This window comes from Microbacterium sp. HMH0099 (genome assembly GCF_049384025.1).
Classification (GTDB): domain Bacteria; phylum Actinomycetota; class Actinomycetes; order Actinomycetales; family Microbacteriaceae; genus Microbacterium.
In genome coordinates this window covers 40,533-55,058 of sequence record NZ_JBMRJR010000002.1, presented here as the reverse complement: position 1 = coordinate 55,058, position 14,526 = coordinate 40,533, and the positions used below count along the sequence as shown (strand labels likewise).

Below are 14,526 nucleotides of genomic sequence, written 5' to 3'. Positions count from 1 at the left end.
GGGGCGGGGGAGACGTCCCCCGCCCCGCGGGTCAGCTGCGCGGACGGGTCAGCAGCGCCGCCCGTTCCCAGGCAAGACGCCGCTGCTCCTCGGCGACGGCGTTCCGCCGCGCGCGGAGGAGGGCCTCGCTGGCGGCGACCGACCGCACGCGGCGGACGGTGCGCAGCAGCAGCCAGACGCTGACGCGCAGCGCGAGGCGGTGCGCCACCGACAGGCTCCGCATCGGGGGCAGGTCGGCGACAGGGGGTTCGGCCAGGACGGCCTGGACACGCGAGAGCGTGGTGTTCATGGTGTTCTCCGGAAGGTCGGCGAGAGGAGGTCGCTCGACGGCGACGCCGAGGGACGAGAAAGGAGGGCCGCTGCGTCCGTCCTCCGCGGAGGGCGGGGCGCCGCGAGGATGCGGCGGGACGACCGGTCACCGCGCGGAGCGGTGGCGGGATGACGGGCGGAGACGACGGGGTCGTCTCGACGCGGCGGTCAGCCGGCTCGGCGAGCGGACAGCCCGACGGTGAGGGTCACTCCCGCACGCGTGGCAACGGCGAGCATGCCGACGGCGGCGAACTCTGGGGTGAAGCGAATCATGGGGTGACCTCCTTCCGAGGCTGTTGCGACCCCCGACGCTAGCGAAGGCTCACAGCGAAAGTCAAGCATTCATTCAGAAACAAGGATCTCCCGGGCGCGCCGCGGCCCGGAGCCGGCACCGCCGAGCGGGGTGGCGAACCGGCCGGAAGCGCCCGTTCGGGTACCGTGAGGCGGTAATCCACCCGTCCGGAAGGCGCGTGCACATGCACCTGAAGAGCGTGACGCTCAAGGGCTTCAAGTCCTTCGCGCAGTCGACCACGTTCGCGCTCGAACCGGGTGTCACCTGCATTGTGGGGCCCAACGGCTCCGGCAAGTCCAACGTCGTCGACGCGCTGGCGTGGGTGATGGGCGAGCAGGGGGCCAAGACCCTGCGCGGCGGCAAGATGGAGGACGTCATCTTCGCCGGGACGTCCACCCGCGGTCCCCTCGGCCGGGCCGAGGTGCAGCTGACGATCGACAACGCTGACGGCGCCCTTCCGATCGACTACTCCGAGGTGACGATCAGCCGCACGCTGTTCCGCACCGGCGCCAGCGAATACGCCATCAACGGGCAGACGTGCCGGCTGCTCGACGTGCAGGAGCTGCTCAGCGACAGCGGGCTCGGCCGCGAGATGCACGTCATCATCGGCCAGGGGCGTCTCGACACGGTGCTGCAGGCCACCGCGGAGGACCGACGCGGCTTCATCGAAGAGGCCGCCGGCATCCTGAAGCACCGTCGTCGCAAGGAGAAGACGCTCCGCAAGCTCGAGGCGATGGAGACCAACCTCACCCGCCTGAGCGATCTCGCCGGGGAGCTGCGGCGACAGCTGAAGCCGCTGGGCAAGCAGGCCGAGATCGCCCGCGAGGCCGCGACGATCGCCGCCGTCGTCCGCGACGCCAAGGCCCGGCTGTTCGCCGACGACCTCGTGCGCCTGCGGCGGGAGCTCGCGGACGCCGCCGGCGCGGAGCACGAGCGCCACGCCGAACGCCTCGTGCTGCAGGATCAGGCGGACGCGCTCCGTCAGCGGGTCGAACGGCTGGAGGACGAGCAGCGGTCCGAGGCCGTCGACGAGGCCCGCCGCGTGACGTTCGCCCTCGAGCAGGTGCAGGAGCGCCTGCGCGGTCTCTACAGCCTCGCCGGGCAGCGGCTGGCCCTGCTCGCGGACGATGGCGGTGAGCGGGCATACGCGCCGACCGTCTCCACCGCCACGATCGACGACGCGCGCGCGGAGGTCGACGCCGTCGCGGGCGTGATCGGACAGGCCCAGGATGCCGCGGCCGACGCCGCCCGCCGGGTCGCGCGCGCACGGGTCGATCTCGACGCGCTCGACACGGAGATCGCCGCGCAGAGCGCACTCGTCTCGGCGCACGACATGGCCGTGCAGACGCTGCGCGGTCGAGCCGAGGCGGCGCAATCCACCCTCGCCGCTCTGCGCGCCGGCGTGGACCGTCAGCAGCGCGCGCTGGACGCGGCGCTGGCCCGGCGCGACGAAGCGGAGCAGGCGCGCGCCGACCTCGACCCGGAGCTGTCCGCGGAGGGGGAGTCGGCGACCCACGCCGCCGCCTACGACCGCGCCCAGCGCGACACGGCGGAGGCGGAGACCGAGGTCGCCGCGCTGCGGGAACGGCTGCACGCGGCGGAACGCGAACGCGACGCCCTCACGGCCCAGACGACGGCCCTCGGCCGCGCCCTCGACGTCCGCAACGCCGCCGCCGACCTCGTCGCAGCGGGTGGCACCGGCGTCCGCGGACTCGTGTCCGACGCCATCAAGGTCACCGCGGGCTACGAGGCGGCCGTGGCCGCCGCCCTCGGCTCGCTCGCAGAGGGGCTGCTGGTGGACGACGCGCCCGCCGCGTTCACGGCGGCCCGCACGGCCCGCGGCGGCGACCTCGGTCTCGTCGAGATCGCCGTCGCCGACGCGACGGTTCCCGGTGCGGAGGTCTCGCTGCCGGGCGCCGTGCCCGCGACCGAGGTGGTGTCCGCGCCGCCCGGGGTGCGCGGCATCCTGTCCCTCGTCCTCATCGTGGAGGACCTGGATGCCGCCGAGGCCGCGCTGCCGTCCCTGATCGGCGCCCCCGCCGGCACGACCCTGGTCACGCGCGACGGCGAGGTGCTGACGGCGCACACGGTGCGCGCCGGGTCGGGCTCGGGGCGTTCCCGGCTCGAGCTCGCGGCCGAACGCGACGGCGCGGCGGAGCGCCTCGCCGAGATCGTCGTGGTCGCGGACTCCCTGCGGGAGGCGCTCGCGGAGCGGACGCGCGCGCTCGGGGACGCCCGCCAGCAGGCCAAGGAGGCGCTGGCCACGCTGCGCGCGCACGACGCCGCCATCGCCGCCCAGGCCGAGACGGTCAATCGCGTCACGGTCCGTCACGAGGCCGCCGTGGCGGAGTGCGACCGTCTGGCGACAGGGCTCGCTCAGGCTGCGGCGGCCGTCGCCGAAGCGGAGGACGCCGCCCGCGTCGCCGATGACGACCTCGTCCGGGCGCAGGAGAAGCCGCGTCCGCTCCTGGACGTGTCCGCTCGGGACGGCCTGCTCGCCGAGCTCGAGACCGCGCGGGAGCTCGAGGTGCGGGCGCGACTGGAGGTCGAGACGCTGCGGGAGCGCGTCCGTGCGGGCGGCGATCAAATCCGTCAGCTCGAAGCGCAGCGCGAGCGCGAGGAGGCCGCCGCACAGGAGGCCGCCCGCCGCGCCGTGATCCGCCGGGCGCAGCGCGACGTCGCCGCGGAGGTGGCCGGCGCCCTGCCGATGCTGCTCGACTCCGTCGACCGCTCCGTCAGCCGGGCCCGTGTCGAGCTGGCCGCCGCCGAGTCGGCCCGCTCCGCGGTGACCGCCGACCTCGCCCGCGCGCGGACGGACGAGACGGCGGTGCGCACGCGCCTCGCGCAGCTGACCGAGAGCGTGCACGGACTCGAGCTGGAGATGCACGAGAAGCGCCTGCACGTCACGAGCCTGCTGGAACGGGTGCAGTCCGAGCTGGCTCTCGACGAGGACGTCCTCGTCTCCGAGTACGCGCCCGACCAGCCGGTCCCCAGCTGCGTCGAGGGCGAGGAGCCCGTCGCGTACGACCGCGCCGGGCAGCGGCGCCGGCTCCAGGACGCGGAGCGCACGCTCGCGCAGCTCGGCCGCGTGAACCCGCTCGCGCTCGAGGAGTTCGCCGCGCTGGAGCAGCGGCACGCGTTCCTCACCGAACAGCTCGCGGACCTGCAGCAGACGCGCACCGACCTCCTGACGATCATCGAGGACCTCGACGAGCGCATGCAGACGATCTTCCTCGCCGCGTTCGAGGACACCCGCGCCGCCTTCACCGAGATCTTCCCGATCCTCTTCCCCGGCGGCACCGGCAGCATCGCCCTCACCGACCCGGCGTCGCCGCTGACCACGGGCATCGACGTGTCGGTGCGCCCCGTCGGCAAGAAGATCGAGCGTCTGTCTCTCCTCTCCGGCGGGGAGCGGTCGCTCGCGGCCGTGGCGTTCCTGACCGCCATCTTCACGGCGCGGCCCAGCCCGTTCTACATCCTCGACGAGGTCGAGGCGGCCCTCGACGACGCGAACCTCGGCCGCCTGCTCGGGGTGTTCGAGAAGCTCCGCGAGAGCAGCCAACTGCTCGTCATCACGCACCAGAAGCGCACGATGGAGATCGCGGACGCGCTCTACGGCGTCTCGATGCGGCAGGACGGGGTGTCGGCGGTCGTAGGGCAGCGGGTCGGCGACCGCGCCGCCCGCGAACCGGCGAGGGAGCCCGCCCCCGTAAACTGACGGGATGGCGGAGAACTCCTGGTCGCTCGGCCGCGCCCTGCGCGGACTGTTCGTCAAGCCCACGATCGACGAGAACACCTGGGACGATCTCGAGACGGCGCTCATCACCGCCGACTTCGGTCCCGACGTCACCGAGCGCATCGTGGACGAGCTGCGCGAGAAGGTCGACCGCTACCGTACGACCGACCCCCGTGATCTCCAACGCATGCTGCGCGAGACGCTCGAGGAGCACTTCGCCAAGTTCGACACGACGCTCCGCCTCACCGACCGCCCGGCGGTCGTGCTCGTGGTCGGCGTCAACGGCGTCGGCAAGACCACGACGATCGGCAAGTTCGCCAAGTTCCTGCAGCGCTACGGCCGCACCGTCGTCGTCGGCGCGGCGGACACCTTCCGCGCCGCCGCCGTCGACCAGCTCGCCACGTGGGCCGAGCGCGGGGGAGCGACCATCGTCCGCCCGCAGCAGGAGGGCCAGGACCCGGCCTCCGTGGCGTTCCAGACCGTCGCCTACGCCAAGGAGACGAACACCGAGATCGTGCTCATCGACACCGCCGGGCGCCTCCACACCAAGGGCGGCCTGATGGACGAGCTGGGCAAGATCAAGCGCGTCATCGAGAAGCAGTCGCCCATCGCCGAGGTGCTCCTCGTCCTCGACGCCACCACCGGGCAGAACGGCCTCATGCAGGCCCAGGCCTTCCTCGACAGCGCGGGGGTCACCGGACTGGTGCTCACGAAGCTGGACGGATCGGCCCGCGGCGGCTTCGTCCTGGCGGTGCAGGAGCGCACCGGCATCCCGGTCAAGCTCCTCGGACAGGGCGAGGGCATCAACGACCTCACGGGTTTCACCCCGCACGTGTTCGCCGCCTCGCTCGTCGACTGAGCCTCTTATCGCACGGGCGGCCGCGCGCGCGTCGCCTACCGCCGAGCCGCCGGGACTGGTTCTATAGGGCCATGGCGATCGAGCACGACTTCTTCGGACTCCTCGAGTCGGGCCCGGACGGATCCATCTTCTGGTCCGAGAACGTGGAGTTCGGCGACCAGAGCGTGACCGTCGATCTGACCGCCCCCGATCAGGACGACGTCTCCATCGACGCGCTCGACGTGGCCGCCGCCATGGTGTCCTCGCTGGAGGCCATCGACCTCACGGCCCGCAACGCCATGGTCAACGAGCTCGACGACCGCACGAGCGAGGTGACCGAGTACATCCTGCAGCAGCAGGCGAGCCTCGGCGACGAGCTCGAGGACCTCCTCGTGGATGCCTCGGGCGACACCCACATCGACGTGATCAAGGCCCTGCAGCTCGTGAGCATGACGATCCTCGCCGACGAGCACGGGGGCGCGGACCCGTTCGCCGTCCTGGAGTACGCGCTGGACCCCGATGCGACCGACGAGGTGCTGCTCGTCAACCTGGCGTCCGACGGACGGGTGCAGTCGGTCACGAGCGCCGACTGACGTGCAGACCTTCCTGCCGTACCCGTCGTTCGTCGAGTCCGCCCGGGCGCTGGACTCCCGACGTCTCGGCAAGCAGCGCGTGGAGACGTTTCAGCTGCTGCGGGCCCTCACGGTCCCCGGGCACGGGTGGCGTCACCACCCCGCCGCGAAGATGTGGGACGGCCACCTTCCGGCGCTGGTCTCCTACGGTCTCGTCATGACCGATGCCTGGATCGCCGAGGGGCGGGCCGACACGGTGCGGGACAAGATCCTCCCCTTCGCACCGGAGGTCGACGGCATCCCTCAGGACGACCTCGACCTGCCGCCGTGGCTCGGCGACCCGGCCCTGCATCTCTCGCACCGGTCGAACCTCATCCGGAAGGATGCCGCGTTCTACCGTCCGAAGTTCGGCGACGTCCCGGACGACCTGCCCTACGTCTGGCCCGTGTGACTCAGACGGCCTGGGCGAAGCCCGCGTCGGCGGAGGCGATGTCCTTCGCGAGGTGACCGAGGTGCGGCGGGATCTCCCGCCCCTTCGACACCATCGACTGCGCCCACAGGCGTCCGGCACGGTACGACGAGCGCACCAGGGGCCCGGCCAGCACGCCGAGGAAGCCGATCCGCTCCGCCTCCGCCTTGAACTCGACGAACTCGTCGGGCTTGACCCAGCGCTGCACCGGGAGGTGGCGCGGCGTGGGGCGCAGGTACTGCGTGATCGTGATGATGTCGGTGCCCGCCTCGTGCAGGTCGTTCAGCGCCTGGACGACCTCTTCGGGCTCCTCGCCCATGCCGAGGATGAGATTCGACTTGGTGATCAGACCCGCCTCGCGGGCCGCGGTCAGGACGCCGAGGGAGCGCTCGTACCGGAAGGCCGGACGGATGCGCTTGAAGATGCGCGGCACCGTCTCGACGTTGTGCGCGAAGACCTCGGGGCGCGACGAGAAGACCTCCTCGAGGTGCGCGGGGTTGCCGGAGAAGTCGGTCGCGAGGATCTCGACACCCGTGCCGGGGTTCTCGGCGTGGATGCGACGGACCGTCTCGGCGTGCAGCCACGCGCCCTCGTCGGGGAGATCGTCGCGGGCGACGCCGGTGACGGTGGCGTACCGCAGCTGCATCCGGGTGACGCTCTCGGCGACACGGCGGGGCTCGTCGGTGTCGTAGTCGGCGGGCTTGCCCGTGTCGATCTGGCAGAAGTCGCAGCGGCGGGTGCACTGCGAGCCGCCGATGAGGAACGTCGCCTCGCGGTCCTCCCAGCATTCGAAGATGTTGGGGCAGCCGGCCTCCTGGCACACCGTGTGCAGCTCCTCGCTCTTCACGAGCTTCTGGAGCGCGGTGTACTCGGGTCCGAGCCTGGCCTTCGTCTTGATCCACTCGGGCTTGCGCTCGATGGGGGTCTGCGCGTTGCGGACCTCGAGGCGCAGCATCTTCCGGCCATTGGGGGCGGTGGACGGCTCGGCCCCGGCGCCGCGGGTGCCGCAGGCGCTCATGCGGACACCGCCGCGTACTCGGCGGTGAAGAGGCCCTCGATCGACGACGAGACGTCGACGGGGGACACGTCGGCGCCGACGACCTCGCTGATCGTCGTGACCCCGGCATCCGTGATCCCGCAGGGGACGATGCGCCGGAACCCGGCGAGGGAGTTGTCGCAGTTGACGGCGAAGCCGTGCATGGTCACACCTCTTTCGACGCGGACGCCGATCGCCGCGATCTTGTCGACGCCGAGGGGGCGTCGGACCCATACTCCGCTGCGGCCGTCGACCCGGAACCCGTCGACCCCGTGCACGGCCAGGGCGGCGATGAGCAGCCCCTCCAGCCGGCGGACGTGGGCGACGACGTCGATGGGCTCGGGCAGGCGCACGACCGGGTAGCCGACCAGCTGGCCCGGTCCGTGCCACGTGATCTTGCCGCCGCGGTCCACGTCGACGACGGGCGTGCCGTCGGTCGGTCGCTCGTGCGCCTCGGTGCGCTTGCCGGCCGTGTAGACCGCCTCGTGCTCGAGGAGCAGGAGCGTGTCGGGGCGATCACCGGACACGACGTCCGCGTGCACCGCGCGCTGCAGCGCCCAGCCGTCGAGATACGGCACGTAGTCGGGGGCGAACCCCACGTGTTCGATGTCCAGCATGGACGCTCCCACCGCTTCTTGGATTGCGTCCAAGATTACACGCCGGACCGCGTCCTAGGCTGAGGCCATGGCCACCCAGTCCCGGAGCGGGCGTCCCCGCGCGTCGTCGCGCGAGGTGCTGTCCGAAGCGGCCTGCGAGCTCTTCCTGGAGCGCGGCTACCACGCGACCTCCGTCTCCGACATCACGCGTCGCGCCGGCGTCAGCCGCTCCAGCTTCTTCAACTACTTCGACGGCAAGGCCGACGTGCTGTGGGGCGGTCTGGATCAGCGCATCCTCGCGCTGACGACGCGCCTGCGCGACGACGAGGAGGACGACGAGGATCCGGATGCCGCCGTCCGCGCGGCCGTCCAGGCGCTGGCCGAGGACTTCCGGCCGGACAGCCTCGCTCTGGCCTTCGGTCAGGCGGAGGCCATGGGCGTCGTCGAGGAGCTCCTCCGGGAAGGCGCCCTGCGTCAGGCCCGCCTCGCCGCCGTCGTCGCCGAGCGGCTCCGCGCCGCCGGCGTGGACGGGCTCCGCGCCGACGTCGTCGGCGCCGCCTACGGGGGCGCGGTCCTGGCCGCCATCCAGCGGTGGGCGGTGGCCGGCGCCGGGCGCACGATGCTCGAGTCCCTGCTGTCCCGGGCGCTCGAGGCGGTCCCCGCCGCAATGCCGGCGCGCGAGCGCGGGGCGCGGGTCCCGGGGGACGAGCCCGGCCATCGGCCGTCGTCACGGTCGGACGGCGGCGAGCCGACGGGGGAGCGGGCGACGGGGGACGACGCGCCCGCGTAAACTCGTCTCATCATGGCGACTTTCGGCACCCTCTCCGACCGGCTCACAGAGACCTTCCGCAATCTCCGGAAGAAGGGCCAGCTCACGCCCGCCGACGTCGACGGGACGGTACGCGAGATCCGCCGTGCCCTGCTCGACGCCGACGTCGCCCTGCCGGTGGTCAAGGAGTTCACGGCCGCGGTCCGCGAGCGCGCCCTCGGCGACGAGGTCAACCGCGCCCTGAACCCCGCGCAGCAGGTCGTGCAGATCGTCAACGACGAGCTGATCGGCATCCTGGGCGGCCAGCAGCGCCGTCTGCAGTTCGCGAAGAACCCGCCGACCGTCATCTTGCTCGCCGGTCTCCAGGGCTCGGGCAAGACGACGTTCGCGGGCAAGCTCGCCAAGATGCTCGAGAAGGACGGCCACACGCCGCTCCTCGTCGCCTGCGACCTGCAGCGCCCGAACGCCGTCAACCAGCTCCAGGTCGTCGCCGAGCGCGCCGGTGCCGCGATCTACGCGCCCGAGCCCGGCAACGGCGTCGGCGACCCGGTGAAGGTCGCCCGCGACGGCGTCGCCCACGCGACCCGCCAGCAGCACGACATCGTCATCATCGACACCGCCGGCCGCCTCGGCGTCGACGCCGAGCTCATGAAGCAGGCCTCCGACATCCGCAAGGCGACCCATCCCGATGAGGTGCTCTTCGTCATCGACGCGATGATCGGTCAGGACGCCGTGAACACGGCGAAGGCCTTCCAGGACGGCGTGGACTTCACCGGAGTGGTGCTGTCGAAGCTCGATGGCGACGCGCGCGGTGGTGCCGCGCTCTCGGTCGCCTCCGTCACGGGCCGGCCCATCATCTTCGCGTCCACCGGAGAAGGTCTCGACGACGTCGAGCCCTTCCACCCCGACCGCATGGCATCCCGCATCCTCGACCTCGGTGACATCCTCACCCTGATCGAGCAGGCGCAGAACGCGTTCGACGAGGCCGAGGCGATGAAGGTCGCCGAGAAGCTCGCGACCGAGACGTTCACGCTCGAGGACTTCCTCGAGCAGATGCAGCAGATGAAGAAGATGGGCTCCATGAAGAAGATGCTCGGGATGCTCCCGGGCATGGGGAGCATGAAGCAGCAGCTCGAGGACTTCGACGAGCGCGAGATCGACCGCACCGAGGCCATCATCCGCTCGATGACGCTCGCCGAGCGCCGCAACCCGAAGATCCTCAACGGCTCGCGCCGTCTGCGCATCGCCCGCGGTTCGGGCATGACCGTCACCGACGTCAACCAGCTCGTCCAGCGCTTCGACCAGGCCGCCAAGATGATGAAGACCGTCGCGCGCGGCGGGGTGCCCAACATCCCCGGCATGGGTCCCGTCGGGGGCAAGCCCGGCGCCTCGTCCAAGCGCGGCAAGCAGCAGAAGGCGAAGGGTTCGCGCTCGGGCAACCCCGCCAAGCGCGCGGCCGAGAACGCCGGGGTCGCCGCGTCGGCGCCCACCGGCTCGGGCTTCGGACTCGGCGGTCAGGCGGCGCCCAGCGAGGCGGACCTCGCCGAGCTGCAGAAGCTCCTCGGCCGCGGCTGAGCGCCGGCGGCATCCCTTCGGTGAACCGCTGAGGCTGGCGGCGATCTCCCGGGGTGCCGGTGAGGGCCCGGCGGCATCCCTTCCGGGAGACCCGTCAGGGGAGCACGCCGGCCGCCTGCAGCCGCGACATGACCGTCTGCTCGATCGCCTTCTGGCCGCGCGCGGTCGGGTGCACGTCGTCGGGCTGCATCCAGTCCGGGTGACCCGCCAGCGGCTGCCCGACGTCGATGTAGGTGCCGTCGACGAGGTCCAGCGCGTCAGCGAGGGCGTCCGAGGTCAGGTGCACCTCCTCGGGCATGTCGTCCTCGTCGTTCCAGATCGTGCTGAGGCCGACCAGCCGCGCGTTCGGGGCCGCCTCCTGCATCTCCTCGACGGTCGTGAGGGTCTCCGCGGCGATGTCGTCGGGGTCCTCGCCGAAGTCGTTGCTGGAGGACTCGATGATGACGAGGTCCGGCTGCAGCGCGGCCAGGGCGGGGGCGAAGCCGACGTAGGGCGTGCCGCAGTCGCCGGAGACGACGAAGCCCATGCCGCTGCACGCGAGGTTGGTGAGCGAGAGATGGGCGCGACCGGCCAGGAGCACGGGCCACGCCTGGCCGAGGTCGAGACCGAAGCCGGACATGAGCGAGTCGCCGACGGTGACCACGCGCAGGCGGGGCGGCGTGGTGGCGCTCGCGTTCGGGGCGGGGGAGGCGGCGGAGAACGTGAGGGTCGGTGCGGGTGCGGGGGCGGGCTGCGGCGCGCAGGCGGCCAGGGCTGCGACGAGTACCGCGGAGAGGGCGACGAGGGGACGCCGGACGGTCATGGCGCGATCCTAGGGGCGCGCGGCTATGAGTCGGCAGCGAGTCCGTCAGACGCGGAGGGCGGCGAGGTGCTCGCGCAGCGTCGGTCCGGCGCGGAACTCCCGGATCAGGTGCTGGACGACCGCGTGGAGGTCGCCGTCCGCGGCCTCGGCGACGGCGATCTGCCGGGCGGAGCTGCCGCCGGTGGCGAGGATCGTCTCGAGGCTGGCGAACTCGCGGGCGCACTTCAGCTCCACCGCGACGTCGGCCAGCTCCTCCATGGTCTCGCGCAGGTGGTCCACGACCGGGACCTGCGTCCCCTGCCGGTCGACGATGACGCGGGCGTCGAGCCCGTACCGCGCCGCGCGCCACTTGTTCTCGCGGGCGTACCACGGCGGGATGCCGGGGAGCTCGCGCCCCTCGTCCAGCAGCCGGGAGAAGTGCTCGACGAGCGTCTGCGCCAGGGCGGCCACGGCGGCGAGCTCGGGGAGGGTCGACATGCCGTCGCACGCCCGGATCTCGACGGTTCCCCACTTCGGCGCGGGGCGGATGTCCCATCGCACCTCGGAGGCGTCCGCCATGACCCCCGTGCGGACCATGTCGTCGAGGTAGGACTCGAACTCGCTCCAGTCGTTCAGCTGCCACGGCAGACCCGCCGTGGGCAGCTGCTGGAAGACGAGGGCGCGGTTCGAGACGTACCCGGTGCGCTCGCCCGCCCAGAAAGGACTGGATGCCGACAGCGCCTGCAGGTGGGGGAGGTAGACGGTCAGCGCGTTGACGATCGGGAGGACCTTCGTGACGTCGTCGACGCCGACGTGCACGTGCACACCCCAGATCATCATGTTGCGTCCCCACCACTGGGTGCGCTCGATGAGCGTGTGGTAGCGCGTCTTGTCGGTGACCTCCTGGTCGTACCACTGCGCGAAGGGGTGGCTGCCGGCGCAGAGGATCTCCACGCCGCGGGGCTCGGTCTCCGCACGCAGCGCGCCGATGGCATCGGCGATGTCGTCGACGGCGGCGGCGACCGTCGTGCCCACACCGCTGGTGACCTCGACCGTGTTCGTCAGCAGCTCGCCCGTGACGGTGAACCGCTCGAGGGTCGTAGCCTCCTCCACCTCGGCGAGGATCTCGGGGGCTCGGGGGACCAGGTCGCCCGTCTCGCGGTCGGCGAGCATCAGCTCCCACTCCAGACCCACGGAGGAACGCGTGGACGCGGCGAACGGCAGCACCATGCGGTCAGTCTGACACGGCGGCGCGGATGTCACGCGGCATGCCGGGTGATCTGGCAGAATAGAGGGTCGGACCCGCTACTCGACCCTCTATCCAGTGTCGGGCCCCCTCTTTGAGCTTCCGCCGGGTGTGCACCCCACGCTCCAGGCGACCGGTTCGTTCATTTCCACCACAGGAGAAATCGTGGCTGTCAAGATCCGTCTCAAGCGTCTCGGCAAGATCCGTGCGCCCTACTACCGCATCGTCGTCGCCGACTCGCGCACCAAGCGCGATGGTCGTGTGATCGAGGAGATCGGCAAGTACCACCCCACCGAGGAGCCCTCGTTCATCGAGGTCGACTCGGAGCGCGCCCAGTACTGGCTCGGCGTCGGCGCTCAGCCGACCGAGCAGGTGCGCGCCATCCTCAAGCTGACCGGCGACTGGGGCACCCACAAGGGTGAGAAGGACGCCAAGTCCACCGTCAAGGTCCGCGAGCCGAAGGCCGCGTTCGAGGCCGACTCCGCCAAGAAGTCGGTCGTCAAGCCCAAGGCCGAGAAGAAGGCCGACGAGACGCCCGCCGCCGACGCGCCCGCCGAGGACGCCGCCGAGACCTCGGCCGAGTAATTCCCGTGCTGTCTGCCGCGCTCGAACACGTCGTCAAGGGGATCGTCGATCACCCCGAGGATGTGGACATCCGAACCAGCTCGTCGCCGCGCGGCGACGTCCTGGTCGTCCGCGTGCACCCCGATGACCGGGGTCGCGTGATCGGGCGCGGCGGACGCACCGCCAAGGCGCTGCGCACGCTCATCACCGCTCTCGCCGACGGTCGCCGCGTGCGCGTCGACGTCGCGGACGACTGATGGCGGCCGGCGACACCGGCGGGGGCGGCCCCGCCAAGACCCAGCTCCGCGTCGGACGCCTCGTGAAGGCCCACGGCCTGAAGGGCGCCTTCAAGCTGGAGCTGTACACCGACGACCCCGAGGGCCGCTTCGTGCCCGGGGCGACGTTCACCCTGCAGGTCCCCGAGTCCTCCCCGTGGCACGGGCGCCCGCTGACCGTCCGCGAGTTCCGGTGGATGAACTCGCACCCCGTCGCCTTCTTCGAGGGCGTCGACGACCGCACCGCGGCGGAGGAGCTCGTCAAGGCGATCCTCTGGATCGACCAGGACACCGAGACCGCGCCCGCGGAGGACGACGCCTGGTACGACCACCAGCTGGTCGGCCTCGACGTCGTCCGCGATGGCCAGGTCGTGGGACGCGTCGTGCGCGTCGACCACTTCCCCGCTCAGGACCTTCTCATCGTGCGTCCGACCGGTGAGGGCGAGGACCGCGAGGTGCTCGTCCCCTTCGTCAGCGCCATCGTCCCCGAGGTCGACGTCCCCGGCGGACGCGTCGTCGTGACGCCCCCCACGGGTCTGTTCGAGGACATCCCGTCCGACGACGACGACGAGCCCGCCCCGGACGCCGTCGACGACGAGACCCCGTCCTCCGACGATCGTCCGGACGCGGCTGCGGCCGCGGACTCCACGGACGACGCGGCGGGACGCGCCTGACGTGCGCATCGACGTCGTCTCGATCTTCCCCACCATCTTCGACGCGCTCGAGGTCTCCCTCCTCGGCAAGGCCCGTCAGAGCGGGCTCCTCGACGTCCGCGTGCACGACCTGCGCGCCTACACGCACGACCGTCACCGGACCGTGGACGACACCCCGTACGGCGGGGGCGCCGGCATGGTGATGAAGCCGGAGCCCTGGGGCGAGGCGCTGGACGACGTGACGCGGGATGCCGCCGAGCCGCCCGTCGTCATCTTCCCGTCGCCCGCGGGGGAGCGTTTCACGCAGGCCACGGCGCGGGAGCTGTCGACGGCGTCGCATCTGGTCTTCGGGTGCGGGCGCTACGAGGGCATCGACGAGCGCGTGTTCGACTACGCCGCCACGATCGGCCCGGTCCGGCTCATCAGCCTCGGCGACTACGTGCTGAACGGCGGCGAGGTGGCCGTGATGGCCATGGTCGAGGCCATCGGCCGCCTCATCCCCGGTGTCGTCGGCAACCCGGAGAGCCTCGTCGAGGAGTCGCACGAGGACGGCCTCCTCGAGTACCCGTCGTACACCAAGCCCGCCGTGTGGCGGGACCGCGAGGTGCCGCCGGTGCTCCTCAGCGGCAACCACGGCGCGGTCGCGACCTGGCGCCGCGAGCAGCAGATCGAGCGCACGCGCACGCGTCGGCCGGACCTGCTGCCGGACTGATGTCGCACGGCGTGCCCGGACGATCGTCTCGTTCCGGGCGCGCGTCCGCTTCCCGCGGCGCGTGCCGCGTCGACGGCTTCGCGCCACGAGGCAGCGGGGATGC

At 71.9% G+C, this 14,526-nt stretch carries 15 protein-coding genes; 10 read left to right on the top strand and 5 right to left on the bottom strand.

Annotated elements, in window-relative coordinates; genetic code table 11:
- Positions 1–31: 31 nt before the first annotated feature.
- The gene (locus ACO03V_RS04045) at positions 32–289 is read right to left on the bottom strand and encodes a hypothetical protein (protein ID WP_423136703.1); all 258 of its coding nucleotides are present in this window, start codon (positions 287–289) and stop codon (positions 32–34) included.
- A 496-nt stretch (positions 290–785) separates the two neighbouring features.
- On the opposite strand from ACO03V_RS04045, the gene smc reads away from it, so the two are divergent.
- The 4 genes from smc to ACO03V_RS04025 all read left to right on the top strand — a co-directional run bounded on the left by smc (position 786) and on the right by ACO03V_RS04025 (position 6,198).
- Positions 786–4,319 (top strand): chromosome segregation protein SMC, encoded by a 3,534-nt coding sequence (gene smc, locus ACO03V_RS04040; RefSeq protein ID WP_423136702.1) that lies wholly within the window; start codon positions 786–788, stop codon positions 4,317–4,319.
- Between the two features lie 4 nt (positions 4,320–4,323).
- The gene (gene ftsY / locus ACO03V_RS04035) at positions 4,324–5,196 is read left to right on the top strand and encodes a signal recognition particle-docking protein FtsY (protein ID WP_367726607.1); all 873 of its coding nucleotides are present in this window, start codon (positions 4,324–4,326) and stop codon (positions 5,194–5,196) included.
- 71 nt (positions 5,197–5,267) lie between these two features.
- Complete coding sequence (locus ACO03V_RS04030) at positions 5,268–5,768, top strand: DUF2004 domain-containing protein (RefSeq protein ID WP_367726609.1); 501 nt, start codon at positions 5,268–5,270, stop codon at positions 5,766–5,768.
- A 1-nt stretch (position 5,769) separates the two neighbouring features.
- The gene (locus ACO03V_RS04025; RefSeq protein WP_367726610.1) at positions 5,770–6,198 is read left to right on the top strand and encodes an MSMEG_6728 family protein; all 429 of its coding nucleotides are present in this window, start codon (positions 5,770–5,772) and stop codon (positions 6,196–6,198) included.
- Between the two features lies 1 nt (position 6,199).
- On the opposite strand, the gene lipA is transcribed toward ACO03V_RS04025, so the two are convergent.
- Positions 6,200–7,234: a lipoyl synthase gene (gene lipA / locus ACO03V_RS04020; protein ID WP_423136701.1), complete on the bottom strand. Its 1,035-nt coding sequence runs from the start codon at positions 7,232–7,234 to the stop codon at positions 6,200–6,202.
- Positions 7,231–7,869, bottom strand: coding sequence for a lipoyl(octanoyl) transferase LipB (lipB, locus tag ACO03V_RS04015; protein ID WP_423136700.1), 639 nt, complete (start codon positions 7,867–7,869; stop codon positions 7,231–7,233). The genes lipA and lipB overlap by 4 nt, the downstream gene beginning before the upstream one ends.
- A 67-nt stretch (positions 7,870–7,936) precedes the next feature.
- Here lipB and ACO03V_RS04010 point away from each other — a divergent pair, with 67 nt between their 5' ends.
- Both ACO03V_RS04010 and ffh read left to right on the top strand, forming a co-directional pair.
- Positions 7,937–8,638, top strand: a complete 702-nt coding sequence (locus ACO03V_RS04010; RefSeq protein ID WP_423136699.1) for a TetR/AcrR family transcriptional regulator — start codon at positions 7,937–7,939, stop codon at positions 8,636–8,638.
- Between the two features lie 12 nt (positions 8,639–8,650).
- A complete protein-coding gene (ffh, locus tag ACO03V_RS04005) occupies positions 8,651–10,192 on the top strand; it encodes a signal recognition particle protein (protein ID WP_423136698.1) in 1,542 nt (513 codons plus the stop codon).
- A gap of 94 nt (positions 10,193–10,286) precedes the next feature.
- On the opposite strand, the gene ACO03V_RS04000 is transcribed toward ffh, so the two are convergent.
- Positions 10,287–10,994, bottom strand: coding sequence for an SGNH/GDSL hydrolase family protein (locus tag ACO03V_RS04000; protein ID WP_423136697.1), 708 nt, complete (start codon positions 10,992–10,994; stop codon positions 10,287–10,289).
- Positions 10,995–11,039: 45 nt separating this feature from the next.
- Positions 11,040–12,203 (bottom strand): glutamate--cysteine ligase, encoded by a 1,164-nt coding sequence (locus ACO03V_RS03995; protein ID WP_423136696.1) that lies wholly within the window; start codon positions 12,201–12,203, stop codon positions 11,040–11,042.
- A 181-nt stretch (positions 12,204–12,384) separates the two neighbouring features.
- Between ACO03V_RS03995 and rpsP the strand changes: the two genes are divergently transcribed.
- Genes rpsP through trmD form a run of 4 tightly spaced genes read left to right on the top strand, consistent with a single transcriptional unit; the run spans position 12,385 to position 14,423 of the window.
- The gene (gene rpsP, locus ACO03V_RS03990; RefSeq protein ID WP_367726619.1) at positions 12,385–12,804 is read left to right on the top strand and encodes a 30S ribosomal protein S16; all 420 of its coding nucleotides are present in this window, start codon (positions 12,385–12,387) and stop codon (positions 12,802–12,804) included.
- A 5-nt stretch (positions 12,805–12,809) separates the two neighbouring features.
- Positions 12,810–13,040 (top strand): RNA-binding protein, encoded by a 231-nt coding sequence (locus ACO03V_RS03985; protein ID WP_367726620.1) that lies wholly within the window; start codon positions 12,810–12,812, stop codon positions 13,038–13,040.
- Complete coding sequence (rimM, locus tag ACO03V_RS03980; protein WP_367726622.1) at positions 13,040–13,732, top strand: ribosome maturation factor RimM; 693 nt, start codon at positions 13,040–13,042, stop codon at positions 13,730–13,732. Before ACO03V_RS03985 ends, rimM begins: the two co-directional genes overlap by 1 nt.
- A 1-nt stretch (position 13,733) precedes the next feature.
- Positions 13,734–14,423 carry a tRNA (guanosine(37)-N1)-methyltransferase TrmD gene (trmD, locus tag ACO03V_RS03975; RefSeq protein ID WP_423136695.1) on the top strand — a complete coding sequence of 230 codons (690 nt, stop codon included), beginning with the start codon at positions 13,734–13,736 and terminating at the stop codon, positions 14,421–14,423.
- Positions 14,424–14,526: the final 103 nt, after the last annotated feature.

Excerpts from the sequence above, each read along its gene's own strand:
- ACO03V_RS04045 (WP_423136703.1), bottom strand. The coding sequence starts at position 289 with ATGAACACCACGCTCTCGCGTGTCCAGGCCGTCCTGGCCGAACCCCCT.
- ACO03V_RS03995 (WP_423136696.1), bottom strand. The coding sequence starts at position 12,203 with ATGGTGCTGCCGTTCGCCGCGTCCACGCGTTCCTCCGTGGGTCTGGAG.
- ACO03V_RS04010 (WP_423136699.1), top strand. The coding sequence starts at position 7,937 with ATGGCCACCCAGTCCCGGAGCGGGCGTCCCCGCGCGTCGTCGCGCGAG.
- ffh (WP_423136698.1), top strand. The coding sequence starts at position 8,651 with ATGGCGACTTTCGGCACCCTCTCCGACCGGCTCACAGAGACCTTCCGC.
- ACO03V_RS04030 (WP_367726609.1), top strand. The coding sequence starts at position 5,268 with ATGGCGATCGAGCACGACTTCTTCGGACTCCTCGAGTCGGGCCCGGAC.
- ACO03V_RS04000 (WP_423136697.1), bottom strand. The coding sequence starts at position 10,994 with ATGACCGTCCGGCGTCCCCTCGTCGCCCTCTCCGCGGTACTCGTCGCA.
- lipB (WP_423136700.1), bottom strand. The coding sequence starts at position 7,869 with ATGCTGGACATCGAACACGTGGGGTTCGCCCCCGACTACGTGCCGTAT.
- rimM (WP_367726622.1), top strand. The coding sequence starts at position 13,040 with ATGGCGGCCGGCGACACCGGCGGGGGCGGCCCCGCCAAGACCCAGCTC.
- smc (WP_423136702.1), top strand. The coding sequence starts at position 786 with ATGCACCTGAAGAGCGTGACGCTCAAGGGCTTCAAGTCCTTCGCGCAG.
- ftsY (WP_367726607.1), top strand. The coding sequence starts at position 4,324 with ATGGCGGAGAACTCCTGGTCGCTCGGCCGCGCCCTGCGCGGACTGTTC.
- lipA (WP_423136701.1), bottom strand. The coding sequence starts at position 7,234 with ATGAGCGCCTGCGGCACCCGCGGCGCCGGGGCCGAGCCGTCCACCGCC.